The 26269-nt window shown below is 68.1% G+C and carries 24 protein-coding genes and 1 pseudogene; 6 read left to right on the plus strand and 19 right to left on the minus strand.

The window, feature by feature from the left end:
• Nucleotide 1: 1 nt before the first annotated feature.
• The 14 genes and pseudogenes from AC1IQ6_RS24840 to AC1IQ6_RS24905 form a co-directional block, all read right to left on the minus strand.
• Complete coding sequence (locus tag AC1IQ6_RS24840) at nucleotides 2-859, minus strand: enoyl-CoA hydratase family protein (protein ID WP_102775732.1); 858 nt, start codon at nucleotides 857-859, stop codon at nucleotides 2-4.
• A 42-nt stretch (nucleotides 860-901) separates the two neighbouring features.
• Nucleotides 902-1693, minus strand: coding sequence for an SDR family NAD(P)-dependent oxidoreductase (locus AC1IQ6_RS24845; protein ID WP_485865436.1), 792 nt, complete (start codon nucleotides 1691-1693; stop codon nucleotides 902-904).
• Nucleotides 1690-4041, minus strand: coding sequence for a bifunctional salicylyl-CoA 5-hydroxylase/oxidoreductase (locus AC1IQ6_RS24850; RefSeq protein ID WP_485865437.1), 2352 nt, complete (start codon nucleotides 4039-4041; stop codon nucleotides 1690-1692). Before AC1IQ6_RS24850 ends, AC1IQ6_RS24845 begins: the two co-directional genes overlap by 4 nt.
• A 425-nt stretch (nucleotides 4042-4466) precedes the next feature.
• Nucleotides 4467-7043, minus strand: coding sequence for a sensor domain-containing protein (locus AC1IQ6_RS24855; RefSeq protein WP_246842529.1), 2577 nt, complete (start codon nucleotides 7041-7043; stop codon nucleotides 4467-4469).
• Nucleotides 7044-7082: 39 nt separating this feature from the next.
• A complete protein-coding gene (siaD, locus tag AC1IQ6_RS24860; protein ID WP_485865438.1) occupies nucleotides 7083-7880 on the minus strand; it encodes a biofilm regulation diguanylate cyclase SiaD in 798 nt (265 codons plus the stop codon).
• On the minus strand, nucleotides 7877-8254 hold the full coding sequence (gene siaC, locus AC1IQ6_RS24865) for a biofilm regulation phosphoprotein SiaC (RefSeq protein WP_111826766.1): 378 nt from the start codon (nucleotides 8252-8254) through the stop codon (nucleotides 7877-7879). Before siaC ends, siaD begins: the two co-directional genes overlap by 4 nt.
• Before the next feature lie 37 nt (nucleotides 8255-8291).
• Entirely contained in the window at nucleotides 8292-8831 is a 540-nt protein-coding gene (siaB, locus tag AC1IQ6_RS24870) for a biofilm regulation protein kinase SiaB (protein ID WP_479730563.1), read from the minus strand.
• 22 nt (nucleotides 8832-8853) lie between these two features.
• Nucleotides 8854-10842 carry a biofilm regulation protein phosphatase SiaA gene (gene siaA / locus AC1IQ6_RS24875; RefSeq protein WP_219929620.1) on the minus strand — a complete coding sequence of 663 codons (1989 nt, stop codon included), beginning with the start codon at nucleotides 10840-10842 and terminating at the stop codon, nucleotides 8854-8856.
• 297 nt (nucleotides 10843-11139) lie between these two features.
• Complete coding sequence (locus AC1IQ6_RS24880; protein ID WP_485865439.1) at nucleotides 11140-11844, minus strand: ABC transporter ATP-binding protein; 705 nt, start codon at nucleotides 11842-11844, stop codon at nucleotides 11140-11142.
• Entirely contained in the window at nucleotides 11844-12074 is a 231-nt protein-coding gene (locus AC1IQ6_RS24885) for an ABC transporter ATP-binding protein C-terminal domain-containing protein (RefSeq protein WP_479731834.1), read from the minus strand. The genes AC1IQ6_RS24880 and AC1IQ6_RS24885 overlap by 1 nt, the downstream gene beginning before the upstream one ends.
• Before the next feature lie 54 nt (nucleotides 12075-12128).
• Nucleotides 12129-12530, minus strand: a pseudogene (locus AC1IQ6_RS24890) (ATP-binding cassette domain-containing protein); the annotation flags it as partial.
• Between the two features lie 77 nt (nucleotides 12531-12607).
• The gene (locus AC1IQ6_RS24895; protein ID WP_102775723.1) at nucleotides 12608-13570 is read right to left on the minus strand and encodes a branched-chain amino acid ABC transporter permease; all 963 of its coding nucleotides are present in this window, start codon (nucleotides 13568-13570) and stop codon (nucleotides 12608-12610) included.
• 2 nt (nucleotides 13571-13572) lie between these two features.
• On the minus strand, nucleotides 13573-14493 hold the full coding sequence (locus AC1IQ6_RS24900; protein WP_102775722.1) for a branched-chain amino acid ABC transporter permease: 921 nt from the start codon (nucleotides 14491-14493) through the stop codon (nucleotides 13573-13575).
• 117 nt (nucleotides 14494-14610) lie between these two features.
• A complete protein-coding gene (locus AC1IQ6_RS24905; protein WP_102775721.1) occupies nucleotides 14611-15774 on the minus strand; it encodes an ABC transporter substrate-binding protein in 1164 nt (387 codons plus the stop codon).
• Between the two features lie 224 nt (nucleotides 15775-15998).
• Between AC1IQ6_RS24905 and AC1IQ6_RS24910 the strand changes: the two genes are divergently transcribed.
• The 6 genes from AC1IQ6_RS24910 (at nucleotide 15999) to AC1IQ6_RS24935 (ending at nucleotide 21779) form a co-directional block, all read left to right on the plus strand.
• The gene (locus AC1IQ6_RS24910) at nucleotides 15999-16877 is read left to right on the plus strand and encodes an alpha/beta hydrolase (protein WP_102775720.1); all 879 of its coding nucleotides are present in this window, start codon (nucleotides 15999-16001) and stop codon (nucleotides 16875-16877) included.
• Between the two features lie 6 nt (nucleotides 16878-16883).
• Nucleotides 16884-17378 carry a MarR family winged helix-turn-helix transcriptional regulator gene (locus tag AC1IQ6_RS24915; RefSeq protein ID WP_102775719.1) on the plus strand — a complete coding sequence of 165 codons (495 nt, stop codon included), beginning with the start codon at nucleotides 16884-16886 and terminating at the stop codon, nucleotides 17376-17378.
• A 38-nt stretch (nucleotides 17379-17416) separates the two neighbouring features.
• On the plus strand, nucleotides 17417-18436 hold the full coding sequence (locus AC1IQ6_RS24920; protein ID WP_485865440.1) for a hypothetical protein: 1020 nt from the start codon (nucleotides 17417-17419) through the stop codon (nucleotides 18434-18436).
• A 269-nt stretch (nucleotides 18437-18705) separates the two neighbouring features.
• Nucleotides 18706-19932, plus strand: coding sequence for a bifunctional glutamate N-acetyltransferase/amino-acid acetyltransferase ArgJ (gene argJ, locus AC1IQ6_RS24925; protein WP_485865441.1), 1227 nt, complete (start codon nucleotides 18706-18708; stop codon nucleotides 19930-19932).
• 25 nt (nucleotides 19933-19957) lie between these two features.
• Nucleotides 19958-20824 carry an ATP-binding protein gene (locus AC1IQ6_RS24930; RefSeq protein ID WP_102775716.1) on the plus strand — a complete coding sequence of 289 codons (867 nt, stop codon included), beginning with the start codon at nucleotides 19958-19960 and terminating at the stop codon, nucleotides 20822-20824.
• Nucleotides 20817-21779: a Nudix family hydrolase gene (locus AC1IQ6_RS24935; protein WP_102775715.1), complete on the plus strand. Its 963-nt coding sequence runs from the start codon at nucleotides 20817-20819 to the stop codon at nucleotides 21777-21779. Before AC1IQ6_RS24930 ends, AC1IQ6_RS24935 begins: the two co-directional genes overlap by 8 nt.
• Before the next feature lie 46 nt (nucleotides 21780-21825).
• Here the strand turns inward: AC1IQ6_RS24935 and AC1IQ6_RS24940 are convergent, their stop codons facing one another.
• The 5 genes from AC1IQ6_RS24940 to AC1IQ6_RS24960 all read right to left on the minus strand — a co-directional run bounded on the left by AC1IQ6_RS24940 (nucleotide 21826) and on the right by AC1IQ6_RS24960 (nucleotide 26185).
• Entirely contained in the window at nucleotides 21826-22566 is a 741-nt protein-coding gene (locus tag AC1IQ6_RS24940) for a branched-chain amino acid ABC transporter ATP-binding protein (RefSeq protein WP_102775714.1), read from the minus strand.
• 1 nt (nucleotide 22567) lies between these two features.
• Complete coding sequence (locus AC1IQ6_RS24945) at nucleotides 22568-23275, minus strand: ABC transporter ATP-binding protein (RefSeq protein ID WP_485865442.1); 708 nt, start codon at nucleotides 23273-23275, stop codon at nucleotides 22568-22570.
• 13 nt (nucleotides 23276-23288) lie between these two features.
• Nucleotides 23289-24170 carry a branched-chain amino acid ABC transporter permease gene (locus tag AC1IQ6_RS24950; RefSeq protein WP_102775712.1) on the minus strand — a complete coding sequence of 294 codons (882 nt, stop codon included), beginning with the start codon at nucleotides 24168-24170 and terminating at the stop codon, nucleotides 23289-23291.
• Nucleotides 24171-24180: 10 nt separating this feature from the next.
• Nucleotides 24181-25173: a branched-chain amino acid ABC transporter permease gene (locus AC1IQ6_RS24955; protein WP_102775711.1), complete on the minus strand. Its 993-nt coding sequence runs from the start codon at nucleotides 25171-25173 to the stop codon at nucleotides 24181-24183.
• Between the two features lie 88 nt (nucleotides 25174-25261).
• Nucleotides 25262-26185, minus strand: a complete 924-nt coding sequence (locus tag AC1IQ6_RS24960; protein ID WP_102775710.1) for a LysR family transcriptional regulator — start codon at nucleotides 26183-26185, stop codon at nucleotides 25262-25264.
• Nucleotides 26186-26269 lie beyond the last annotated feature (84 nt).

Here is a 26269-nt window from a genome sequence, read left to right on the forward strand (position 1 = left end):
ATCAATTCCCTTCGAATACCGGCTTCTGCTTGGCCACGAAAGCCTCGTAGGCGCGGTGGAAATCGCGCGTCTGCATGCAGATGGCCTGGGCCTCGGCTTCGGCCTCGATCGCCTCGTCCACGCCCATGTTCCATTCCTGGTGCAGCAGCTTCTTGGTCACGCCGTGGGCGAATGTCGGGCCCGCGGCCAGCTGCGCGGCCAGCGCCTGCGCGGCCTCGGCCAGCGCGCCGGGCTCGTGCAGCGCGTTGAAAAATCCCCAGCTGGCGCCCTCTTCCGCGGTCATGGCGCGGCCGGTGTACAGCAGTTCCGACGCGCGGCCCTGGCCGATCATGCGCGGCAGCAGCGTGCAGGCGCCCATGTCGGCGCCGGCCAGGCCGACCCGCGTGAACAGGAAGGCGGTGCGCGCCGCCGGCGTGCCCAGGCGCATGTCGGCGGCCAGCGCGACCATGGCGCCGGCGCCGGCGCAGACGCCGTCGACCGCGGCCACGATGGGCTGCGGGCAGGCGCGCATGGCCTTGACCAGATCGCCCGTCATGCGCGTGAAGTCCAGCAGCTCGGGCATGGACATTCTGGTCAGCGGGCCGATGATTTCATGCACGTCGCCGCCCGAGCAGAAGTTGCCGCCCGCGCCCGTCACCACGACCACCTTGATGTCGGTGGCGTACACCAGCGAACGGAACAGGTCGCGCAGCTCGGCGTAGGAGTCGAACGTCAGCGGGTTCTTGCGCTCCGGGCGGTTGAGGGTGATCGAGCCGATCTTGCCGTCGGCCGACACCTGCCACAGGAACGTCCTGGCCTGGTAGCCGGCCATCGGACGCTTGTGGTGCTTCATGGTGTGCTCTTCGGGCTGGGTGCTCATGGTGTCTCCATTCAGGGTTGTTCGGTGGACGCGACGCCGGCCTCAGCCGGTCATCACCTCGCCGCCGTCGACGGCGATGGCCTGGCCATTGATCGAGGCCGAGGCCGGCAGCGCCAGCCAGGCGACCGTCTCGGCCACTTCCTCGGGCTGCACCAGGCGGCCCTGCGGGTTGCGTTCGGCCAGCTTGGCGCGGGCGGCTTCGGGGCTCATGCCGGTCTTGTCGACGATGTTCGACACCGCCCCGCGCACGATGTCGGTTTCGGTGTAGCCGGGGCAGACCGCGTTGACCGTCACGCCCTTCTGCGCGGTTTCCAGCGCCAGCGAGCGGGTCAGCCCGACCACGCCATGCTTGGCCGCGCAATACGCGCTGACGTAGCCGTAGCCGATCAGGCCGGCGGTGCTGGCCACGTTGATGACCCTCCCCCATTTCTCTTTCAGCATCCCCGGCAGGGCCGTCTGGATACAGTGGAATGTGCCGGTCAGGTTGACGGCAATCATGGAATTCCACAAGGCCGCGTCGGTCCGGTCGAAGCGTTCGCTGACCGCCTGGCCGGCGTTGTTCACCAGCACCAGGACCGGCCCGAATTCGGCCTCGGCCTGGGCGAAGGCCGCGCGCACCGAGGCCTCGTCGGCGATGTCGGCGCTGACGGCCTGCACCTGGCCCATGCGGGCCAGGCCGTCGGCCGCGGCCTCCAGCGCCGCGCCGTCGCGGCCCAGCAGCGTGACGCGGGCGCCGCGCGCCAGCAGCGCGCGGGCGCAGGCCAGCCCGATGCCGCGGGCCCCGCCCGTCACCAGGGCGTGGCGCCCGGCCAGGGGAAGCGGAGTTGCGTTCATTTGATGTCCAGTTGCGCCATGGCGGCGGCGCGTTCGAAATTGGTCTCCAGCTGGCGCTTGCCGGCGAAATACTGGCTCGGCCAGCCTACGTCACGGTAGCCCACCCGCGCCGCTTCGCGCAGCGTCCAGGAGGCGTCGGCCAGATGGGGCCGCGCGAGCGCGCAGAGGTCGGCGCGCCCCGAGGCGATGATGGCGTTGGCGTGGTCGGCCTCGAAGATCGCGCCCACCGCGATGGTGGGAATGCCGGCCTCGTTGCGCACGCGGTCGGCGAACGGAGTCTGGAACATGCGGCCGTAGACCGGCTTTTCTTCCTTGCTGACCTGACCGGAGGAGCAGTCGATCATGTCGGCGCCGGCGGCCTTGAAGTGGCGCGCGATCTCCACCGCGTCGTCGGGCGTGATGCCGCCCTCGACCCAGTCGCTGGCGGAGATCCGCACCGACATGGGCTTGTTCTCGGGCCAGACGGCGCGCACGGCGTGGAACACCTCCAGCGGGAAGCGCAGGCGGTTTTCCAGGCTGCCGCCGTATTCGTCCTCGCGGTGGTTGGTCAGCGGCGAGATGAAGCTCGACAGCAGGTAGCCGTGGGCGCAATGCAGCTCCAGCCAGTCGAAGCCGGCCTGCTCGGCGCGCCGCGCCGCGGCCACGAAGTTGTCGCGCACCTCGTCCATGTCGGCGCGCGTCATGGCGCGCGGCGTCTGCGACACGCCTTCGATGTACGGCAGCGCGGAAGCCGAAACCAGCGGCCAGTTGCCCTCGGGCAGCGGATGGTCGATCTTCTGCCAGCCCAGTTGGGTGGAACCCTTGCGCCCGGCGTGGCCCAGCTGCATGCCGATGCGGGCGTCGCTGTTGGCGTGCACGAAGCCGACGATGCGGGCGAACGCGTCGCGCTGCGCGTCGTTCCACAGGCCGGGGCAGCCCGGGGTGATGCGGGCGTCGGGCGAGACGCAGGTCATCTCCACCATCACCAGGCCGGCGCCGCCCATGGCGCGCGCGCCCAGGTGCACCAGGTGGAAGTCGCCCGGCACGCCGTCGGTGCAGGAATACATGGCCATGGGCGAGACCAGGATGCGGTTCTTGAGCCGCACCCCGCGCACCGTGTACGGGGTGAGCATGGGCAGGGCCGGACGCTGCCCCGGGGCCGGGGCGGCGCCCGCGTGCTCGGCGATCCAGCGCTCGAACCCTTCGAGCCAGGCCGGATCGCGCATGCGCAGGTTTTCGTGCGAGATGCGCTGCGAGCGGGTCAGCAGCGAATAGGCGAACTGTTCGGGCTCCAGGTCGGCGTAGCGGGCGACGTTCTCGAACCATTCGGTGGAGTTGCGCGCGGCGTTCTGGATCTTCAGCACCTCGACGCTGCGCACTTCCTCGTAGTGCTTCAGGCCGGTCTCCAGGCTGCCTTCGGCGCCGCTCAGGCAGCGCGCCAGCTCGATCGCGTCTTCCAGCGCCAGCTTGGTGCCGGAGCCGATCGAGAAGTGGGCGGTATGGGCGGCGTCGCCCATCAGCACCACCGGCACGCGGCGCTGGCCGCGGGCGGTCTGCAGGCTGTTCCAGTGGACCCAGGTGTTGCAGATGACGCGCGGGAAGCGGATCCAGATGGCCGAGCCGCGCAGGTGGGTGGCGTTGCTGACCAGCCGGTTGCCGTCGAGCCACGGGGCGAACAGTTTTTCGCAGTAGGCGATGCCTTCTTCCTGGCTCATCTGTTCGATGCCGGCGGCCTGCCAGGTCTCCTCGGGCGTCTCCACGATGAAGGTGGACATGCCGTTTTCGTAGCGGTAGGCGTGGGCCTGGAACCAGCCGTGCTCGGTCTGGACGAAGGCGAAGGTGAAGGCGTCGAACACTTTCTTGGTGCCCAGCCAGACGAAGCGGCAGCGGCGCTGGTCGATGTCCGGGTGGAAGGTGTCGGCGTAACGGGTGCGGATGTTGCTGTTGATGCCGTCGGAGGCGATGACGAGGTCGGCGTCGTATTCGCGGGCGATGGCCTGGTCGTCCTGCACGAAGCTCTCGAATACCAGCTTGACGCCTACGTCTTCGCAGCGGGCCTGCAGGATGTTGAGCAGTTTCTTGCGGCCGATGCCGATGAAGCCATGGCCGCTGCTGCGCATGCTGCGGCCCTTGAAGTGGATGTCGATGTCGTCCCAGTGGTTGAAGGCGTCGCCGATGGTCTGGGCGGAAACGGGGTCGGCGTCACGGAGGTTCTGCATGGTGGCGTCGGAGAACACCACGCCCCAGCCGAAGGTGTCATACGGTCGGTTGCGTTCGATCACGGTGACTTCGTTCTCGGGGTTCTGCAGTTTCATGAGCAGACCGAAATACAAACCGGCGGGGCCGCCGCCTATGCAGACTATCTTCATTGCCGTATGCGCTCCGTGATGTGCGACGGATGTCTCTGTGTTCCGCGGTCGCGGAAATTTAAACCTTGATAGTTTAGGCTTGAAATATATACCTGATGGTGGGGGTGTGCAAATGGGGAAAGTATCTAGATTGTCCTTGGCTTGGGCGGTATTAAATGGGGACGCATTTTGTGGCGGGGGGTGCGGTGCTTTTTCTTGCTTGGGCCGCCCGTCGGGGCGGGCGCTGCTGCGCCTGGGATTGCGACGAGATTTGCAGGGTCGCCGTTTTCGGCCGCGCGGGCGGCCGAAAACGGCATATGCCTATGTTTGTGGCGGGCGGGGGTTCGCTTGCGCGCTTGCGCAGAGGTGCTTGCTAATGGATCTTCGGTTTTTGTCGGGGGGGTGATGGGCGGCGCGCGGTTGCCCGCCGCTTTGACGCTTGCCTTTTAGGACCTGCTTCGCAGCCAGTCTTCCAGGTCGTCGGCGGGCAGCGGCGGAGAGAACAGGAAGCCCTGGCCGGCGGCGCAGCCTTGTTCGATCAGGAAGCGGCGCTGTTCCTCGTTTTCCACGCCTTCGGCCACCACGGGCAGGCTCAGGCTTTCGCCGATGCGGATGACGGCGCTGGTCAGGGCGCGGGCGGCGTCGTCGCTTTCCAGGCCCTGGACGAAGCTGCGGTCCAGTTTGAGTTCGTCCACGATCAGGCGGCGCAGGTGGCCCAGGCTGGAATAGCCGGTGCCGAAGTCGTCCATGGACAGGCGCACGCCCAGGCGGTGCAGTTCGGCGATGGTGCGCAGCGTGCCGGCGGTGGCGTCCAGCACCACGCTTTCGGTGATTTCCAGCATCAGGTCCGCGGGGGCCAGGCCGAACTCCGTCAGGGTCAGCTCTATCATGCGCGGCAGGTTGAGGTTGTGGAAGTTGGTCGCCGACAGGTTCACCGACACCGACGGGACCTGCAGGCCCTTGCCGCGCCAGATCGCCAGTTGCGAGCAGGCCTCGCGCAGGGCCCAGTCGCCCAGGTCGCCGATCAGGCCGCATTCCTCGGCCAGGGGCACGAAGCGCGCGGGGGAGATGTCGCCCAGGTTCGGGTGGCGCCAGCGGGCCAGCGCCTCCACCCCGTAGAGCGCGCCGTTTTTCAGGCCGACCTGGGGCTGGTAGTGCAGGCGCAGCGCCTTTTCTTCGAGCGCGTCGCGCAGGGCCGCTTCCAGCGCCAGGCGTTCCTGGGCCTGGCGGTTCATTTCGGCGCTGAAGAAGGAGATGCGGTTGCGTCCGGCCGTCTTGGCCTGGTACATCGCCATGTCGGCATGGCGCAGCAGCGTGTCCATGTCGCGGCCGTTCTCGGGGAACACGCTGATGCCGATGCTGACCGACGGGTTCAGCGTGATGCCGCCGACCGAGAACGGCTGGGCCAGCGTCACCAGCACCTGTTCGGCGGCGGCGGTCAGGCGGCCGTGCTCGAAGTCGGGCATCAGCATCACGAACTCGTCGCCGGACAGCCTGCCGACGATGTCGCTGGGGCGCACCAGCCGGCGCAGGCGCTGGGCCACGTCGCGCAGCAGCGCGTCGCCCACCGGGTGGCCGAGCGTGTCGTTGACCTGTTTGAAGCGGTCCAGGTCCAGGAACAGCACCGCCACGCGCTTGCGTTCCGGTTCGGCGCGCGCGATGGCCTGTTCGGACTGCGCCAGCAGCAGGTTGCGGTTGGGCAGGCCGGTCAGTTCGTCGTAGAACGCCAGTTGGCGGATGCGGGCGCGGGCCTCTTCGCGTTCCAGCGCGAGCGCGCACAGGTAGACGCATACGTCCACCAGCCGGTGGTGGAAATCGTCGGGCAGGCGGCGTTCGCGGAAATAGAAGGCGAAGGTGCCGATCACGCGGCCGTCGCTGGACTTGATGGGCGAGGACCAGCAGGCCTTGATGTCCTCGGGCAGCGGCAGGTCGCGGTAGCCGTCCCACAGCGGATCGGTGGAGATGTCCGGCACGATGACCGGCCGGCCGAGAAAGGCCGCGGTGCCGCAGGCGCCGGCCTGCGGGCCGATGGCCGCGCCGTCGAGCGCGTCGGTGTAGGCGGCCGGCAGGCTGGGCGCGGCCAGCGGACGCAGCAGGCCGCCCTCGTCCACGCGCAGCACGCAGGCCACCAGCTCCGGGGCCAGGCGCTCGACCTCGCGGCACACCATGTTCATGACCTCGACCACGGAGGCCTCGTTCACCATGGCCTGCAGCACGCGGCGCTGCAGCACCTCGTGCACCTTGGTGGGCGTGATGTCGGTCAGCACGTCGACGATATTGACCAGCGCGCCGCGGTCGTCGAATACGGAGTTGGCCATCACCGACACCCACATCGGCCGCCCTACCCGGTCGTAGACCAGCACGTCCTTGTGGTAGCCGTCGCGGCAGGCGATGCGGCGCGCCAGCTCTTCGCGCGTGCCGCCGTCCTGGCGTCCGCCCGACAGCAGCTCGCCCAGCTCCTGGGCCACCGCGTCGCCGCGGGAGAACCCCAGCATGCGCTTGAAGCCGTCGTTGACATACACGATGCGGCCGTCGCGGCCCGACACGGCGACGGCGTTGCCGGTCTCGTTGATGCCCAGCAGCAGCAGGCGGATCTCTTCCTGGCGCTCGGCGTCGGCGATGGAGCGCCGCGAAATGACGGAAATCCGGGCGACCTCGCCGTCCTGGCCGGGGATCGGCAGGTAGGTGGCCTCGATCCACAGGAAACCGCCCTGCTTGCAGCGGTAGCGGCAGGTGCCCGAGAAGTGCCGGCCGCCCAGCAGGCGCGCCCAGATCTGTTCGCCGCCGACGATGCCCTTGCCCTCGTCCATGCTGTCGCACAGCATGTCGTGGCGCAGGCCGGGGACTTCGGCGCGGTCATGGCCCACCGCGGCGAGGAAGTTTTCGTTCGCGTTCAGCAGGGCGCCGGCCGGATCGAAATCGAACAGCAGCAGCGCCCGATCCATCGAAGTCAGGTAATGGTCCGTGCTCCAGGCGGCGCCTCGCTGCTGCTCTCGGGAAACGCCTGGATTGGATTCAAGCATAAGGGGCTCCATGCCGGATAGCGGCTGATCCGGTTTCATTCAACGCTTGGGAAAACCCAGCGCGACACGGTCGCGCCCGTCCTGCTTGGCCAGGTACAGGGCCTGGTCCGCGCGGCTCAACGTCTCCGAAAAAGTCTCTCCCAACTGGTGGTAGGCCATGCCTATGCTGATGGTCAGCCGCAGCATGCCGTCGCCGGCGGCGATGCTCAAGGCCCGCACCGCGCCGACCAGCCGGTCCATGACGCGCTGGGCCGCCTCGGCCTGGGTGTTGGGCAGCAGCACCAGGAACTCCTCGCCGCCCCAGCGGCCGCACAGGTCGTATTCGCGCAGGTTCTTGCACAGCACCCCGGCCAGCTCGACCAGCGCGCGGTCGCCGGTTTCGTGGCCGTAGCGGTCGTTGACCGACTTGAAGTGGTCCACGTCCAGCATCGCCACCACGAAGCTCTCGCCGCCGCGCGACGCGCGCTGCACCTCCTGCTTGATCATGTCCATCAGCGCGCGCCGGTTCAGCAGGCCCGTCAGCGGATCGCGGTTGGAGGTCTCCAGGAGCGCGACGTTGAGGTCGCGCATCATGCTCTGGTAGTGATCGGAGATCCGCGCGATGCGGGTAAGCCTGCGCAACTGCCGGTCGAAGCGGTCGCACAGGCCCAGTTCGCGCTCGTGCGCCATGCTCTGGTAGGCGTCGGACAGCTGCGTCACGCGCTCGATGCGCGCCATCTGCTCGGCCGTATGCCGCCACAGCGCCTCCAACGCCTCGCGCAGCGGATGGCCCGCGTAGGCGGGGTCGGCCAGCAGCTCGGCGATATGTTGGTCCAGCAGGGCGGCGTTGGGTTTCATTGGCGGCCGACGACGGAAAAGGGAAAGGTGCAGTCTTCCTTGAATTCTTCGGCCAGCTCGCCCACGCGTTCGTTGCGCATGTCGTAATACCAGGTCACGCTGACCTCGCGGCCCTTGCCGTGCGCCGCCTCCAGCAGGTCGAAGATGTCCATGACGGACTTGATGCTGCTGGTGTTCAGGTACAGCAGTTCCAGCTCCAGCTTCAGCGGCGCCGTGCCGCCTTGCAGGTAGGCCTCGACCCATTCGATGACCGGGCCGAACAGCTCGAAGGAATTCTCGGGATAGGAGTCGCCGCGCATCGACAGCACGCCGGCGGCGGCATCCGTATCGATGGCGGGCGTGGACTGGGTCCCCGGAATGTTGAGGTCTTTCATGCGTTACTCCGAAAATATGGCTGGGGCGCTCGCGCTTTCAAATCACGACGCTCAGGCTGAAGAAGGCCTGCCCCGCGCCCGCGGCGGGCGTCAGGCTGGCTTGCAGCGGCGCGCCGGCGCGGCGGGCGATGTCGATCAGTCCCAGCCCCGCGCCCGAGGCGACGCCCTGGGCGCGCGGCTTGTGCAGCTGCTGCTTGTATTCGGCCTTCAGCGCCGGCTTGTCCAGCGCCGCCAGTTCCTGGATGCGCGCGACCAGCTGCTGGCCGTCCTCGTCCCTGACCAGGTTGCCGGCCGACACCACGTAGCGGCTGTCGTCGCGCCGGCCGATCACGACGGTGGCCGACGCATCGCCGTCGCCGCGCAGGGCGGCGTACTGGCGGATGTTCTGGATCATCTCGATGTAGACCGAGAACACGTCCATGGCCTCGGCCGGCCGGGCGTGCTCGGCGTTCAGGTAGTTCTTGAGCGCATTGCCGATTTCTTCGATCAGGCTGCGGGAAATCGGTCCGTTGAAGCACAGCAAGGTGCGATTCTGGTTGAATCGTTCGCCCAATGCGTAGAGATCGGAGGCATTCATGAGGGTTACGCCCTGATTACGATTATTCGAAACGGAACGACAGCAAGGTGATGTCGTCCCGCTGCGGCAGTCCGCCCTGGTACTCGGCCAGCGCCTGGGTGAAGGCGGCCGCCTGTTCGCTCAACGGCAGGCGCGCATGCCGCTTGAGCATGGCGGCGAAGCGCGTGTTGCCGAAACCGAAGCCATGCTCGCCTCCGGCCTGGTCCAGGAACCCGTCCGTGGCGAGGTAATAGGTCCAGCCGGGCTCCAGTTTCAATTCGACGTTCTCGTAGACGGCGCTGCGCTTGTCGCCCAGCGCGCGCCTGCCGCCGGGCACTTCCTGCAGCGCCTCGCCGTTGCTTGCGTACAGGCTGATCTTGGCGCCCGCGTAGCGCAGCCGGCCAGCGTGGCGGTCAATATATACCAGCCCGGCATCGGTATTGGTGGCCAGCGCCCGCGGCAGTTGCGCGTCCGCAAGCATGGCGCGGATCGCGCCGTCGGTGCGGCCCAGGATGGCCGCCGGATCGGCCGGTCCGGCCTCGGTGATGGCCAGGTCGATGGCCGCGCGCGCCAGCATGGTCATCAGCGCGCCGGGCACGCCGTGGCCGGCGCAGTCCATGATGCCCAGCAGGCAGTTGGCGCCGTCGGAGCGGAACACGTAGAAGTCGCCGCCGACCACGTCGCGCGGCTTCCAAAGCACGAAATGGTGCGCGCCCAGCGACTGCGTCATCTGGCGGTCCGGCAGGATGGCGCGCTGGATCAGGCTGGCGTAGTCGATGGAGTCGTCGATCTTCTTGTGGGCCGCGGCCATGGCGCGGTTGGCGTCCTCCAGCTCGGAGGTGCGTTCGCGCACCTTGGTCTCCAGCTCGGCCGTGTGCTGGCGCACCTTGTCGGCCATCACGCCGAAGGCGCGGCTGAGGTCGCCGATCTCGTCCTGCCCGCCCGGCGGCAGGCGCACGTCGTAGCTGCCGTCGGCGATGGCCCGCGCCGACTGCTGCAGGCGGCGCAGCGGGCGCAGCATCAGCCGCTCGATGGCGTAGCCGAAGCACAGCAGCATGGCCGCGAACAGCACCACCAGGCCGATCGCCGCCGGCCATACCCAGTCCGTGTTCAGCACGCGCGCCGCGCCCAGGTCCACCATGGTCAGCACGTGCCAGTGCAGTTCCGGCATGTAGGCCACCGACACCAGCTGGCGCACGCCGCCCATCGTCACCCAGGCCGACTGCACCGACTGCGGATCGGCCTGGGCGGCCTGCATGGCCGCGGCCAGCCGCTCGCGCCCGCCCTTGCCGTCGATCAGGTTGAACACCTTGCCGCGGCCCTGGTCGGCGCCGCCGGCGCCCGAGTTGTAGGCGATCAGCGAGGCGTCCATGTGCGCCTGGATCGCGCCGTCGGCATCGACGATGATGGGCGTGACGCCGGGCTGGCCGCTGTGCACGAACTCGCGCAGGAAGCCGCCGACGTCCAGCGCCGAGCCGGTCAGGCCCATGACCCGGTCGCCATCGCGCACCTGCACGTTGATCCACACCTTGGTGGTCTGCAGCTTCAGGTCCGGGTTGACGTTGATGTTGTATTTGGCTGGCGACTTCAGCGTCAGGTAGAACCAGCCGTCGTCGGCCGCGGTCTGGCTGAGCGTGTAGCGCGGCGTCTCGGACAGCGGCTGGTCGTCGTTGAAGTAGTAATTGCCGGAAGCGGCGCTGGCGATGAAATAGGCCCGGCCCAGCAGGTCGCGGCGGTAGCCGTCGGCTTCGCGGAAGAACAGTTCGCGCGCGGCCGGATCGCTTTCGTGGCGCAGCCAGCGGCGCGTCACTTCGCTGTCGGCCAGCCGCAGCGACAGCGCCAGCTCGCGCGAGATCGGGGCCAGCACGCGCTGGCGGCTCAACTGCGTGAAATTATCGGCGTAGGCCCGTCCGAAGTATTCCCGGACCCCGTCCAGCACCTGCCAGCCGATCAAGGCCGCCGGCGCCAGCGCGACCACACAGGCCAGCAACAGCGCCATCAACGATTTTTTGCGCAAACCCCATTTCGCCATGCGAAGTCTTCCTGACAGCTCGAATAAGACGCGATGTGCGTAAAAAGGGGACGCGAGCTTTGCCGCAGCCAAAAAACGGCCATTTGCCGCGCGATCGCCCCGCCTTCCGGTTGCGGGCGCACCACGCGGCTTGCCCGGCGCGACAAGTGTAGATAACAGTAGATGTAAATGAAACAGTCGAAAACGAGTGTAAGCATTCACGGCGGAGGAAGTTTCAAATTTGCAATATAAATACTGATTTATTGCAATTTATATCAATCCAAATCCGCCGGGCATCATGCCACTGCAGCTTTCCCGCTACACGCCCAGATAGCGCTCCCACAGCCCGCGGTCGGCGTCCAGGGCCTGCGAGTCGCCGGTCCACACCACCTTGCCGCGCTCCAGGATCACGTGACGGTCGGCCAGGCTCAGCAGTCTTTCGACATATTTGTCGATGACCAGGATGGTCTGCCCCGCCTGGCGCAGCCGCGCCAGGCAGTTCCAGATCTCCTCGCGGATCTTGGGCGCCAGGCCTTCGGTGGCCTCGTCCAGGATCAGCAGCCGGGGATTGGTCACCAGCGCCCGCCCGATGGCCAGCATCTGCTGCTCGCCGCCGGAGAGCTGGTTGCCCATGTTGCGCGCGCGCTCCTGCAGGCGCGGAAACAGCTCGAATACGCGCTCGGGGGTCCAGGGCTCGCCGATGTCGGGGTTGCGCCCGGCCGTGAAGGCGGTCAGGTGCTCGCGCACGGTCAGGTTGGGAAAGCACTGGCGCCCTTCCGGCACGATGGCCATGCCGGTCCGCGCGATGCGGTCCGGGCTCCAGCCGCTGATGTCCTGCCCGGCGAAATGGATGCTGCCGCCACGCACCGGCAGCTGGCCGAACAGGGTGCGCAGCAGCGTGGTCTTGCCCATGCCGTTGCGGCCCAGCAGCGTCACCACCTGGCCCGCGCCGATCTGCAGGTCCACGCCGAACAGCACCTGGCTGGCGCCGTAGCCGCTTTTGGCCGCTTCGATGGTCAGCATCACACGGTCTCCTCGTCGCCCAGGTAGGCTTGGCGCACCTCGGGATTGGCGCGGATTTCGTCCGGCGCGCCGGTCGCGATGACGCGGCCATACACCAGCACCGACAGGCGGTCGGCCAGGCGGAACACCGCCTGCATATCGTGTTCGACCAGCAGCATGGCGGCGCGCCCGCGCAGGGATTCGATCAGTTCGGTCAGGCGCACGGTCTCGTCCGGCCCCATGCCGGCCATGGGCTCGTCCAGCAGCAGCACGCTCGGCCTTGCGGCCAGCGCCAGCGCGAACTCGACCTTGCGCTGTTCGCCGTGCGGCAGCGTGCCGGCCGGGCGCGCCAGCAGGCTGGCGTCGATGGCGCACTCGCGCGCCAGTTCGCGCGCCTGCTCGTACAGCGCGGCCTCGGCCGCGCGCGCCTTCCAGAAGCGGAAGCTGGAGCCCGCGTGCGCCTGCACCGCCAGCACCAGGTTGTCCAGCACGCTGGACTGCTTGAAGATATTGGTGATCTGGTAGGAGCGCGACAGGCCGGCGGACACGCGCTGGTGCGCGTTCATGCCGGTGACGTCGCGCCCGCCCACGAGCAGCGTGCCCGAATCGGCCGCCAGCGTGCCCGACAGCAGATGGATCAGCGTGGACTTGCCGGCGCCGTTGGGCCCGATCAGGGCGTGGATCTCGCCGGGACGGAGCGTCAACGAGACGTTGTCGGTGGCCACCAGCGCGCCGAAGCGGCGCACCAGCGACGTGGCCTGCAGGGCCGGGGTTGCGGACGCGTTCATGATCCCACCTTGCCGGATTGCGCGGCGGCGCGGCCGCCGAAGAGCGGGCCGAACAGGCCGACCAGGCCGCGCGGGGCGCCGAACACCACGCACAGCAGCAGCACGCCCAGCGGCAGGTGCCAGTATTCCGTCCACAGCCGCAGCACTTCCTCCAGGGTCAGCATCACCACCGCGCCCGCCACGCCGCCATAGCGCAGGCCGATGCCGCCGACCAGCACCATGATCAGCAGGTTGGCGGACTGGGTCCAGTGCATCAGGCTGGGCGAGATGAAAAGGTTGTGGTTGGCCAGCAGCGCGCCGGCCAGCCCGGCCACCGCGCCGCTGAGCGTGAAGGCGGTCAGCTTGAGACGGTAGACCGGATAGCCCATGGACTCCATGCGCGATTCGTTCTCGCGTATGCCTTGCAGCGCCGTACCGAAGCGCGAGGCCACCACGCGTCCGAACACCCACATGATCAGCGCGAACAGCGCCAGCACCAGGTAATAGAAACTGACGTCATTGGCCAGGTCGATGCCGGGCAGGCTGGAATAGCCCGGCAGGTTGAGGCCGTCCTCGCCGCCGTACTGGCGCAGCGAGATGAAGATGTAGAACAGCATCTGCGCGAAGGCCAGCGTGATCATGATGAAGTACACGCCGCGCGTGCGCAGCGAGATCGCGCCGGTGATGCAGGCCAGCACCGCGGCCAGCAGCATGGCGACGGGCCAGGCGACCAGCGCCGAGGTCACGCCCGACATGGCCAGGATGCCCACCGCGTAGGCGCCGGCGCCGAAGAACGCCGCGTGGCCCAGCGCCACCATGCCGCCATAGCCCAGGATCAGGTTCAGGCTGGTGGCGGCCAGGGCGTAGATCAGCACGCGCCGCACGAAGGAAATGTAGAAGTCCAGGCCCAGGGCCGGCGCGACCAGCGGAAACACCGCGAGCGCGGCCAGCAGGACCACGGTCCAGACGATCGATCTCATGCTCAACCCCGCGCCGGAAACAGGCCCGACGGCCGGAACACCAGCACCGCCGCCATCAATACGTAAATGGCGATGGCCGCCAGCGTCGGTCCGACGCTGGAAGCCACGGCCGGCGAAAAGACCTGGCGCAGCAGCATGGGCAGAAAGGCGCGCCCCGCCGTGTCGACCATGCCCACCAGCAGCGCGCCGACGAAGGCGCCGCGGATCGAGCCGATGCCGCCGATGACGATGCACACCAGCACCAGGATCAGGATTTCCTCGCCCATGCCCACCTGCACCGAGGTGATCGGGCCCAGCAGCGCGCCGGCCACGGCGGCCAGCATGGCGCCCAGCGCGAACACGCCCAGGAACAGCAGCGGCACCCGCACGCCCATCAGCGTGGCCATCTGGCGGTTGGACGCGCCGGCGCGCACCAGGACGCCGGCGCGGGTGCGCGTGACGAACCAGTACAGGCCCGCGGCCGCGGCCACGCCGAACACGATGATCATCAGGCGGTAGGCCGGATACAGCAGGTCGGGCAGCAGCCGCACCGGCCCGGACAGGGCGGCCGGCATGTTCAGCATGACCGGGGCCGGGCCCCAGATCATCTTGACCAGGTCATTGGCGATGAGAATGACGGCATAGGTGCCCAGCACCTGGGCCAGGTGGTCGCGCAGCGCCAGGCGTCGGATGAGCACGAGTTCCAGCACCACGCCGACCAGGCCGGTGGCGACGGCCGCCACCAGGACGGCGGCGGTGAATGAACCCGTGCGCTGCATGGTCTCGGCCGCCACGTAGGCGCCGGCCATGTAGAGCGAGCCGTGAGCCAGATTCATGATGTCCATGATGCCGAACACCAGGGTCAGCCCGGCCGCGATCAAAAACAACATCAACCCAAACTGCAGACCGTTCAGCAATTGCTCGACGATCAGCGTAAACGTCATGAAATTTCCTCTGGAGAGCCCACCCCCGAAGCGCTGCGCGCTTCCCCCTCAAGGGGGCGTCGCGACGGACCGGCAAAGCCGGCTCCGTGCGACCCCGCACCGTACAACCGCAACGTCCTATAGCTTGCAGTCGCCTACGTACACGTCCTGGTACTTGTCGAACACCTTGCCCACCAGCTTGTTGGTGACGCGGCCGCTGCCGTCCTTCTCGACGACGCGCAGGTAATAGGCCTGGATCGGGTAGTGGTTCTTGCCGTAGGTGTAGCTGCCGCGCACCGAGGGATAGTCGGCCTTCTCCAGCGCCTTGATGATGGCGGCGCGGTCCGAGGCCTTGCCGCCGGCCTGCTTGACGGCGGCGTCCATGGCCATGATCACGTCGTAGGACTGGGCGGCGTAGACCGAGGGATAGCGGCCGTTGTATTCCTTGCGGAAGGCCTCGACGAAGGCCTTGTTCTGCGGCACGTCGAGGTCATGCGCCCATTGCGCGGTGTTGTACATGCCCAGCATGGGATCGCCCACCGCCTGGATCACGTCCTCGTCGGCGGAAAAGCCCGGGCCGATCAGCTTGACGCTTTGCGACAGGCCGGTCGAGACGAACTGCTTGACGAAGTTGATGCCCATGCCGCCGGGCAGGAAGATGTAGACGGCGTCGGGCTTGGCCGCGCGGATCTGCGCCAGTTCGGCGGCGTAGTCGATCTGGCCGAGCTTGGTGTAGACCTCGTCGCCCGGCGGCGTCTTGTAGCCGCGCTTGAAGCCGGCCAGCGCGTCCTTGCCCGCCGGATAGTCGGGGGCCATGATGAACATCTTCTTGAAGCCGCGGTCCGCGGCGACCTTGCCGGCCGCCTCGTGGAAGGCGTCGTTCTGGTAGGAGGTGCCGAACCAGTAGGCGTTGCACTGCGAGCCGGCGAACTGGCTGGGGCCGGGATTGTTCGACAGGTAGGGCACCTTGGCCGCGAACAGCGCCGGGCCCACGGCCAGCGCCACGTTCGAGCCGATGGGGCCGGTGAAGAAATCGATCTTTTCGCGCTGGATGTAGCGCGTGACCAGCTGGCGCGCCTGATCGGGGTTGCCGCCCATGTCGGTCTGCAGGAATTCGGCGGGCTGTCCGCCCAGCTTGCCGCCGAGCTGCTTGATGGCCAGGTTGAAACCGTCGCGGGCTTCGGCGCCCAGGGCCGAGAACGGGCCGGAGATGTCGTTGGCGATGCCGACCTTGATGGTGTCGGCGCCGGCCAGCGCCGGCGCCAGGGCCGCGGCGGCCAGAAGGGAAGTGATCAAACGCATGGTGGTGTGCTCCGTGCGCGAGCCGCGCAGAGGTTGTTCTTCTTCAGGGTGCGATGCGAAAGACTTCTGTGCCCGGCCTGCCGGCGTTTTGCGCCGTCTCCGGGGCTACCCCGATCCCCCGTCGTTGCACGGGGGAAAGCTGGCGTGGTTCATAGTTTAGGTTTAAAGTATCCCCCAAAACAAGTCTAGGGTTTTTACCAACGGGTTCACGAACGGCGACCGCCATGGCCACCCTCTACCGCAATTATGACCGCGCCGCGCTGGACGTCCAGTACAACGCTCGCGCGACAGTACCCGACATCCAGCCCATACTCAAGCAATACGCCGAGGACAGCGCGCTGGCGCGGCGCACGCTGGACTGCGTGCTGGACGTGTCCTATGGCGAGCATGCCGACGAATCGCTGGACATCTTCCCGGCCGCCGGCGGCGCGCGCGGCGCGCCGGTGTTCGTATACATCCACGGCGGCTACTGGCGCCTGCTGTCCAAGAGCGATTCCAGCAACATGGCGCCGGCCTTCACCCGCGCCGGCGCGGTGGTGGTGGCGGTGAACTATTCGCTGGCGCCGGCCGTCACGCTCGACCGCATCGTGGACCAGAACCGGCGCGCGCTGGCCTGGGTCCACCGCCATATCGCCGAATACGGCGGCGACCCGGCGCGCATCCACATCTGCGGCAGTTCGGCCGGCGGGCATCTGGTGGGCGCGCTGCTGGCCGGCGGCTGGCATGCCGGCTACGAGGTCCCGCCCGACGTGATCCGCGGCGCGGCGCCGCTGTCGGGCCTGTTCGACCTGCGTCCGCTGGTGCACACCCATATCAATGAGTGGATGCGCATGAGCGAGGCCGACGCCATCCGCAACAGCCCCGCCCTGCAGCTGCCGCAAACGGGCTGCCCGCTGCTGGTGAGCTACGGCGAAACCGAGACCGACGAGTTCAAGCGCCAGTCCGACGACTATCTCGCCGCCTGGCGCGAACGCGGGTTCCCCGGCCGTTATGTGCCGATGCCCGGCACCAACCATTACGACATCGTGCTCAGTCTGAACGATCCCAACAGCCCGCTGACCCGCGCCATCTTCGAGCAGATGGGTCTGGCAACCGTCCGGTAATCCGCCATGATCAACGCCCCCGACCTGGAATCCCGCGCCGCGCCGGACGACCACCATGCGCTGCGCCTGTGGCTGCGCATGCTGACCTGCGCCAATCTCGTCGAAAGCGAGATCCGCAGCCGCCTGCGCACCGAGTTCGACACCACGCTGCCGCGCTTCGACCTGATGGCGCAGCTGCAGCGCGCGCCCAAGGGCATGAAGATGGGCGAGTTGTCGCGCCACATGATGGTCACCAACGGCAATATCACCGGCATCACGGACCAGCTCGAAAAAGAAGGGCTGGTGGTGCGCACCAAGGTCGAATCCGACCGCCGCAGCTCGCTCATCAAGCTGACGCCGCTGGGCAGGAAGAGCTTCGCGCGCATGGCGCGCGCCCATGAATCCTGGGTCAAGTCCATGTTCGGCGACCTGCCCGAGTCCACCCGCAATGCGCTGTTTCAGGCCTTGGGCGAACTCAAGTTGCAGGTGGTCGCCACCCGCTCGGCGGCGGCCAAGAACTGAGCCGATGGAGGGCCGCCGATAGGCGCATAATTGCCGCCATGATTCCGGTTTCCCTCCCTGGCGGTAATTTCTACGTGCTGATGGCGGTCTCGCTGGCCTGCCTGTCCACGCTGCTGACCTGGCTGGCCGTGCTGGCGACCACGCGCAGCGCGCGCCGCTGGCTAGGCGGCCATCGCCGCACCGGCGCCACGCTGCTGGCGCTGCTGGCCGTCATCGGCTCGATTTTTCCCTATCAGCAATTCAGTATCTGGTTCGCGGCCCAGCGCGACGCGCAGGCCGACGCCGGCCGCAAGACCGTGCTGGCCCAGGCCACGCGGCTGGCCGGCGTGGAGATGCCGGCCGGCACCGAGCTGCGCCTGGCCACGCCCGGCGACCTGGGCTCGTTCGACCGCGCCGTCTTTCCCGAGACGCAGCCGGCCTCGATCCTGGGTATCAGCGCCACGCGCCTGTTCCGCTACCCGGCCAACGCCAGGCAGCCCGAGACGCTGTCGGCGGAGATCGCCCGGGACCAGGCGCTGGACGGCTGGCTGTGCGCGCACGGCCACCGCGTCGAGTTCGCGCTGCACGACGGCAATCCGCATTTCGCCAGCTGCCACCTGGCCATCGGCAACACCCTCGGCCAGCAGCCCGTGCCCCCGGGCGCCTGGCTCAAGGCGCTCGACGCCGCCGCGCCGAACTCGCCGCGCTGGCTGCTGCGCACCGAGGGCAGCGGCGCGCTGGAAGTCGCCGCCCTGCCGCTGCTCAAGGTCGACATGCAGCTCGACGGCCAGCGCCGCATGCTGGATTTCGAGGGCCTGCTGGCGCGCGAAACCGCGCTGGGCGACATGACCTATCCCGCCGGCACGCGGGTGCTGGCCGCGCGCGCCGGCCTGCCCGGCGCGCGGCCGGGTGACCTGCTGTTCTCCCCTTCGCGCGGGCGCTCGGCGCGGCGCGCCGGCGGCGAGGACGTGCCCGCCGGCCAATCGGTGCTGCAGGCGCCGGACGGCGCCGTGCGCAGCGTGCTCAGCAACCGGGAAGCGGGCGTTCTGGACGTTGCGGCGATGCGGATGGGGCCTTGATGGGGAGGTGTGGGCGGCTGGCGGCGCCTGATGGGTTTCGCGCGCTCGATATCGGGGTTCTTGCTCGAGGGACCTCGCGCTGCACCCATCCTACGAACCGACCGATGATCGTAGGATGGGTGCAGCGCGAGATCCTTTAAACAGGAACGCGACCATCGAGCGCGCGAAACCCATCGGGCGCCCCAAAGCGGTGGGATAATACAAAGCTTTCCCTCGTACGCCGCCTCGCCTGGCGGCGATTCCGTCCTGCTCATTCATGAGACGAAGTCATGGCCGTTAACCTGCAGATCCCCTCCGAGTCCGAAATTTTCCCTGTTGCCGGCGTAGAAATCGGCGTCGCCGAGGCTGGCATCCGCAAGGCCAACCGGCGCGACCTGACGGTGTTCCGCCTGGCCGAAGGCACCAGCGTCGCGGGCGTGTTCACGCGCAACCGCTTCTGCGCCGCCCCGGTGCAGGTCTGCCAGGCCCACCTGGCCGCCGGCGGCCCCATCAGCGCGCTGGTCATCAACACCGGCAACGCCAACGCCGGCACCGGCGCCGAAGGCCTCAAGAAAGCGCAGGACACCTGCGCCGCCCTGGGCCAGCTGCTGGGCGTGCCCGCCGCCCAGATCCTGCCGTTCTCCACCGGCGTCATCCTCGAACCGCTGCCGCTGGACCGCCTGGTCGCCGGCCTGCCCCGCGCCATCGCCGACCTCGGCCCGGACCACTGGTCCAGCGCCGCCCACGGCATCATGACGACCGACACGCTGCCGAAGATCTACTCGGCCCGCGTGCAGATCGAAGGCAAGACCGTCACCTTCACCGGCATCAGCAAGGGCGCCGGCATGATCCGCCCCAACATGGCCACCATGCTGAGCTTCCTGGCCACCGACGCCGGCATCGCCCAGCCGCTGCTGGCCAGGCTGGCCGGCGAGATCGCCGACGCCTCGTTCAACCGCATCACGGTCGACGGCGACACCTCCACCAATGACTCCTTCATCATCGCCGCCACCGGCAAGTCCGGCGTCGAGATCCTCAGCGAGTCCGACGCCGCCTACGCGGCCGTGCGCGAGGCCCTGACCGCCGCCGCGCTGGACCTGGCCACCAAGATCGTGCGCGACGCCGAAGGCGCCACCAAGTTCATGACCATCCGCGTCGAAGAAGCCGGCAGCACCGAAGAGGCGCTGAAGGTGGCCTACGCGGTGGCGCACTCCCCGCTGGTCAAGACCGCCTTCTTCGCGTCGGACCCCAACCTGGGCCGCATCCTGGCCGCGGTGGGCTACGCCGGCATCGACGACCTGGACGTGTCCGGCATCCGCCTGTGGCTGGATGACGTGCTGGTGGCCAAGGACGGCGGCCGCAATCCCGACTACCAGGAGGCCGACGGTCAGCGCGTCATGAAGCAGGCCGAGATCCAGGTGCGCATCGCGCTGGGCCGCGGCCAGGTGAGCGACACGGTCTATACCTGCGATTTCTCGCACGAGTACGTGTCGATCAACGCCGACTACCGTTCCTGAACCCCGCACTTTCCGGACCGCAGCCGTGACCGCAAACGAGTTCTCGACCCTCATCCAGCGCGCCGAGCGCGTGCTGGCCCAGCTGGAAGCCTGGCTTCCCCCCGCCCCGCCCGAAATCGACTGGACCGCCCACGCGTTCCGCTGGCGCAAGCGCGGCTCGCGCGGCTGGCTGGACGCCGTGCGCCACGTGGCGCGCATCGACCTGGAAGACCTGCAGCACATCGAGCGCCAGAAGGCCATCATCGACCGCAACACCCAGCAGTTCATCGCCGGCAAGCCCGCCAACAACGTGCTCATGACGGGCGCGCGCGGCACCGGCAAGAGCTCGCTGGTCAAGGCCATGCTGGCCGCCTACGGCGAGCGCGGCCTGCGCCTGATCGAAGTGGACAAGTCCGACCTGGGCGACCTGGCCGACATCGTCGAACTGGTGGCCGCCCGGCCCGAACGCTTCATCGTGTTCTGCGACGACCTCTCCTTCGAGGAAGGCGAGGCCGGCTACAAGGCGCTGAAGTCGGTGCTGGACGGCTCGGTTTCGGCCTCGGGCGACAACGTGCTCATCTACGCCACCTCCAACCGGCGCCACCTGATGCCGGAATACATGAGCGAGAACCTGGCGGCCAAGCACCAGCCCGACGGCGAGATCCACCCCGGCGAGACGGTCGAGGAAAAGATCTCGCTGTCCGAGCGCTTCGGGCTGTGGCTGTCGTTCTACCCCTTCAAGCAGGACGACTACCTCGACATCGTCTACCACTGGCTGCGCGAACTGGGCTGTCCCGAAGCGCAGATCGAGCCCTCGCGCACCGAGGCCCTGCAGTGGACCATCGAACGCGGCTCGCGCTCGGGCCGCGTGGCCTATCAATTCGCGCGCGACTGGGCGGCCCGGCATGTCTGAAAAAATCGTCGACGTCGCCGCCGGCCTGATCCTGCGTCCGGACGGCAAACTGCTGCTGGGCCAGCGTCCCGAAGGCAAGCCCTGGGCCGGCTGGTGGGAACTGCCGGGCGGCAAGCTCGAACCCGGCGAGACCGTGCTCGAAGCCCTGGCCCGCGAGCTGCACGAAGAGATCGGCATCCGCGTCACGCAGTCGCGCCCCTGGGTCACCTACGTGCACGCCTATCCGCATACGACCGTGCGCCTGGCCTTCTGCCACGTCACGGGCTGGGAAGGCGAGCCGCGCGGCCTGGAGAACCAGCGCCTGGAATGGGTGGACCCGGCCGAGGCCGGCGCGGTCGGCGACCTGCTGCCCGCCACGCTGCCGCCGCTGCGCTGGCTGCAGCTGCCCACCGCTTACGCCATCAGCGGCATCGGCTCGCGCGCCGGCGTGCCCGCGTTTCTCGGCCGCCTGGAGGCGGCGCTGGCGCGCGGCGTGAAGCTGGTGCAGCTGCGCGAGCCGCAATGGCCGGACGGCGTGGGCGCCAGCTCGCTGCATGAGGTGCTGCAAAGCGTGCTCAAGCGCTGCCGCGCCGCCGGCGCGCGCGTGCTGGTCAACAGCGTGCATCCCGCGGCCTGGTGGAAGGAAGCCGACGGCGTGCACCTGCGCGCCGCCGACGCGGCCCGCCTGCACGCCCGCCCCGCCCTGCCCGCCGGCGCGCTGGTGGGCGTATCCGCCCACGACAACGCCGAAGTCGTGCATGCGCGCGAACTCGGCGCGGACTTCGCCGTGCTCGGGCCGGTCCTGGAAACCGCCTCGCATCCGGGCGCGCCCACGCTGGGCTGGGAAGGCTTCGTCGCCGGCAACCGCGACGCCGGCATCCCGGTCTTCGCGCTGGGCGGCCAGTCCGCCGCCACGCTGTCGGCGGCGCTGCGCCATGGCGCGCACGGCATCGCCGGGATACGCGGCCTGCTCTGATTCGCGTTCCAGAAACGCCGTGCGCGCGGCCGCGCCGCGCACGGCGTCAATCGATCCTGTAATCCATCCAGGACGCGACCATCTCCCGCAGGCCGCCGCCGTCCTCGAAAGACTCGCGCCCGCCCTCGGCCTTGTTGCGCCCCAGCTCCAGGATGTACATATAGTCGGCCACCTCCGCGCAGCGCCGCACGTTCTGGTCCACCAGCACCACCGTCATCCCCTCGTCGGCGAACCCGCGGATCAAGCCGTAGATCTCCTTGGAAATCTTGGGCGCCAGCATCGCCGTGGGCTCGTCCAGCAGGATCACCGAAGGCTCGATCAGCAGGGCCCGCCCGAACTCCACGAAACGCTGCTGACCGCCGCTCATGCTCGACACGGGATCGTTGCGCTTCTGCGCCAGGATCGGAAAGCGGTCATAGACCGAATCGATCCGCTGGCGCACCCGCGCCTTGTCGCGCCGGAACGGCCAGCAACCCAGCAGCAGGTTGTCGTGCACCGACAGGTCCCCGAACAGGCTGCGGTGCTGCGGCACGAACGCCACGCCGTGGCCGGCGCGTTCATGCGAGGGCTGCGCGCTGATGTCCTGTCCGCGCAGCACGATGCGGCCCGTGCGCGGCGGCAGAAAGCCGAACAGCGTCTTGAGCACCGTGGACTTGCCCGCGCCGTTGGGTCCGATCACGCCCGTGACCTTGCCCGCGCGCGCCTGCACGTTGATGCGGTTCAGGATCGTGATGTCGCCGTGATAGGCGACCGTCACGTCCTCCAGCGCGATGATAGGCGTGCTCATGTCAGGCTCCCAGATAGGCTTCGACGACCCGCGGATCGGTGCGCACGCGGTCCGCGTCGCCCTCGCACAGGATCGCGCCTTCGTTCATCACGATGATGTGGTGCGACAGCTGGTAGATCGACGTCAGGTCGTGCGACACCAGCACCACCGAGCAGTCATGCTCGGTCGGCAGCTCGCGGATCACCGAAATCAGCAGCTCGGCCAGCGCCGGGTTCACGCCCGCGAACGGCTCGTCCAGCAGCACGACCTTGGGCCGCGCCACCATGATGCGCGCCAGTTCCACCAGCTTCTGCTGCCCGCCGGACAGCTCCTCGGCATAGTTGTGCCGCAGCCGGTGCAGCTCCACCTTGTGCAGCCAGTACTCCGACAGCGCATAGCGCTCGTCGGCGCTGCGGCCGGCCTGCTGCTGCGCCACGTCCAGGTTGTCCAGCAGGCTGAGCTGGCGGAAGATGCGCGGCACCTGGAAGGTGCGCCCGACTCCCAGCCTCGCCACCTCGTGGATCTGGCGGCCGGCGATGTCCCGGCCCTCCAGTTCGATACGGCCTTCGTCCGGCGTGTAGATGCCGTTGATACAGTTGAGCAAGGTGGTCTTGCCCGACCCGTTCATGCCGATGACGCCCAGGATGGAGCCGAGCGGCACGTGCAGGTCCACCCCTTGCAGGGCCACCAGGCCGCCGAAGCGCTTTTTCAGATTCGTGACTTTCAACATGTACGGCTCCCGTTCAGCGCAGCGCCTGGCGGCCGAACAGGCCGCTGGGCTTGACGAAGATCATCGCCACCATCAGCGCGAAGCCGCAGATGGTCGCGATGGACGGGTTGAAGAACACCACCGACACCTGCTCCGTGATGCCGTACAGCAGCGCGCCCACCAGCGCCCCCACCGGATGGCCCAGGCCGCCCAGCACGATGACGATGAAGCCGATCAGCGTGTAGTCGTTGCCCATGAAGGGCGAGAACGCCGGGAACACCATCGCCACCAGCACGCCGCTGGCCGCGGCCAGGCCCACGCCCAGGCCGAAGGCCACGCCGGACAGGCGCTCGGCGTTGATGCCCACGATGCGCACCGCGTCGCGGTTCATGATGATGGCGCGCAGCGCCTTGCCCACCTGGCTGCGGTACAGGAACACGGTCAGGCCGCCGATGATGGCCAGCGCGATGACCAGCGCCAGCAGGCGCACGGTGGGAATCAGCACCGGCCCGAACTTCAGGAACACCGGATCGATCTCGTACGGCAGCGAACGCGCGTCGGCGTCGAAGGCCAGCAACATCAGCGCGCCCAGCATGATGGACACGCCGAACATCAGCAGCAGCGAGCTGATCTCGGGATCGTCCGCCTTGTTCAGCCGCGGGATCAGCACGAAGTACAGCAGGTAGCCCGCCAGGAAGAAGGCGGCGAAGGCCAGCGGCAGCGCCAGCAGCGGATTGATGCCGGCGTACTCCATCAGGTAGTAGGCGAAATAGGCGCCCAGCACCAGGAATTCGCCGTGCGCGAAGTTCACCACGCGCAGCACGCCGAACACCACGTTCAGGCCCACGCCGATCAGGCCGTAGATGGCCCCCAGGATCAGGCCGTTCATCAGGCCCTGGATTATCAGTCCGGTCATGGCGGCCTCCTCAGGCGATGTAGCGGCGCAGTTGCGGCTTGCGCTTGATCAGGCTGCCGACGATGCCGCGCGGCAGGAACAGCATCAGCAGCACGATGATCAGGCCCAGCAGCAGCAGGTTCACCACCGGGAATTTCTGCCAGATCATGTGGTCGATGCCCAGCAGCGCCAGGGTGCCGACCACCGGCCCGAGGATGGTGCCGAAGCCGCCGGCCATGGCGTAGATGATGCTCTTGGCCGTGATCAGCACGTGGAAGGCGTACTCCGGGTCCACCACGTTCGTGTACCAGGCCTCGATGCCGCCGGCCAGGGCCGGAAACAGCGCCGCCAGCAGCCAGGCCTTCAGCCGCGTATTGGGAACGTGGATGCCGACGCAGGCGGCGGCGCCGTCGTCGTCGCGGATCGCCTTGAGCGCGCGGCCCAGGCGCGAGGCCGACAGCCACGTCACGGTGGCCAGCGTGGCGCCCATGACGATCAGCATGGCGTAGTAGCTGTGCGAGGGATTGTTGGCGTTGGACAGGATGATGCCCATGCTGCCGCCGGTGAAGGACTGCGGCAGGTTGGAGATGACCAGCTTGACGATGGTGGCCAGCGCCAGGCTGACGATGCCGAAGTACACCCCGCGCAGGCGCAGCGTGGGCGCCAGCAGCAGCGCGATCGCCAGGCCCACGCCGCCGGCCGCCAGCAGCGAGGGCAGGATCGGCCAGCCCAGGATCTTGTAGCAGATGCCGGTGGCGTACGAGCCCACCCCGTAGAACACCACATAGCCGAAAGGCAGGTAGCCGGTGAAGCCCACGCAGATGTTCATGGCGCTGGCCATGGTGATCCACAGCATCAGGTAGAACGCGAACGAGATGTTCGAGGTCGCCAGCGGGATCGCGGCCAGGATGGCGGTCAGCGCGACAAAGACGGTGATTGCGATGCGGGTGCGCAATCGCACCGCGCGCTGATCCTGCGCGCGATGCGAAGCCGCGCCCGCCGCCAGGGCGGGACTGCTGCTCATGGTGTCTTCCTCCGGGCCTGTCCGGGGTGGACGGCCGATTTCTTTGGAGGAGATTATGGCCTACACAACCATAACTTTAGGTTAAGTATTAACCCTGATTTTCGGCCGGAAAGGCCTCCGCCAGCACCTGGCGCAGCCCCTTGATGAACTCCACGGCGATCGCCGAGGGCTCGCGGCCGCTGGCGTAGACGGCCGAGATGTTCAGCGGGATGCGCTCGGCCAGCGGCACGATCACCACGTCGGGCATGGTGTTCTGCATGACGGTGAATTCGTCCACGATGGCGATGCCCACGCCGGCGTTGACCAGGGCGCAGGCCAGCTGGCTCCAGGGCACGTCCGCGCACATATTGCACGGCAGCCCGGCCTGCTCGAACGCCCCCAGCACCAGCATGCCAAAGGGCATGCGCGTGCCCACCACGATGTGCGGATGCGGGGAAAGGTCGGCCAGGCTGACCAGGCTGCGCCCGGCCAGCGGGTGCGATTTCGGGATCGCCGCCACCATGCGCCCCACGTGCAGCAGCTCGGACGTCAGGAAAGGATGATCCGCCTGCATGACCACCAGCCCCAGCTCCGCCTCGCCCTGCAGCACCTCGGTGATCAGGCTGGGCAGCGCGCTGGTGTTCAGCCGCAGCAGCAGCTCGGGATGGCGCTGTTGGAAACGCGCCACGGCGCGCGGCACCAGGAACTGCGCCAGGCTGGGGATGGAAGCCAGCCGCAGCACGCCGGTGCCGTGCTCGGACAGCGCGTCGGCCAGATCGTTGACGCGCTGCATCATGCGCTGGGTCTTTTCGATCTCCTCAAACAGGCTGTGCACCTGCGGCGTCGGCCGCAGCCGCCCGCGCACCCGCTCGAACAGCGTGAGCCCCAGGGATTTCTCGGTCTGCGCCAGCATCCGGCTGACCGCCGGCTGCGAAATGTTCAACAGGCGCGCAGCGCCGCTGATCGACCCGGCCATCACGATGGCCCAAAGCATTTCGGTCTGCCGGTAGTTCAATTTATTCAAGGCGTGCACTCCATGCCTATTTGTTATACGCTTTCTCGGGTGTTGGGCAATTATTGCCCAACACCGGGCCTGGCGCTCAAGCTGCGCGGGAGA

It is taken from the genome of Achromobacter sp. MUI-25009338 (genome assembly GCF_057359325.1).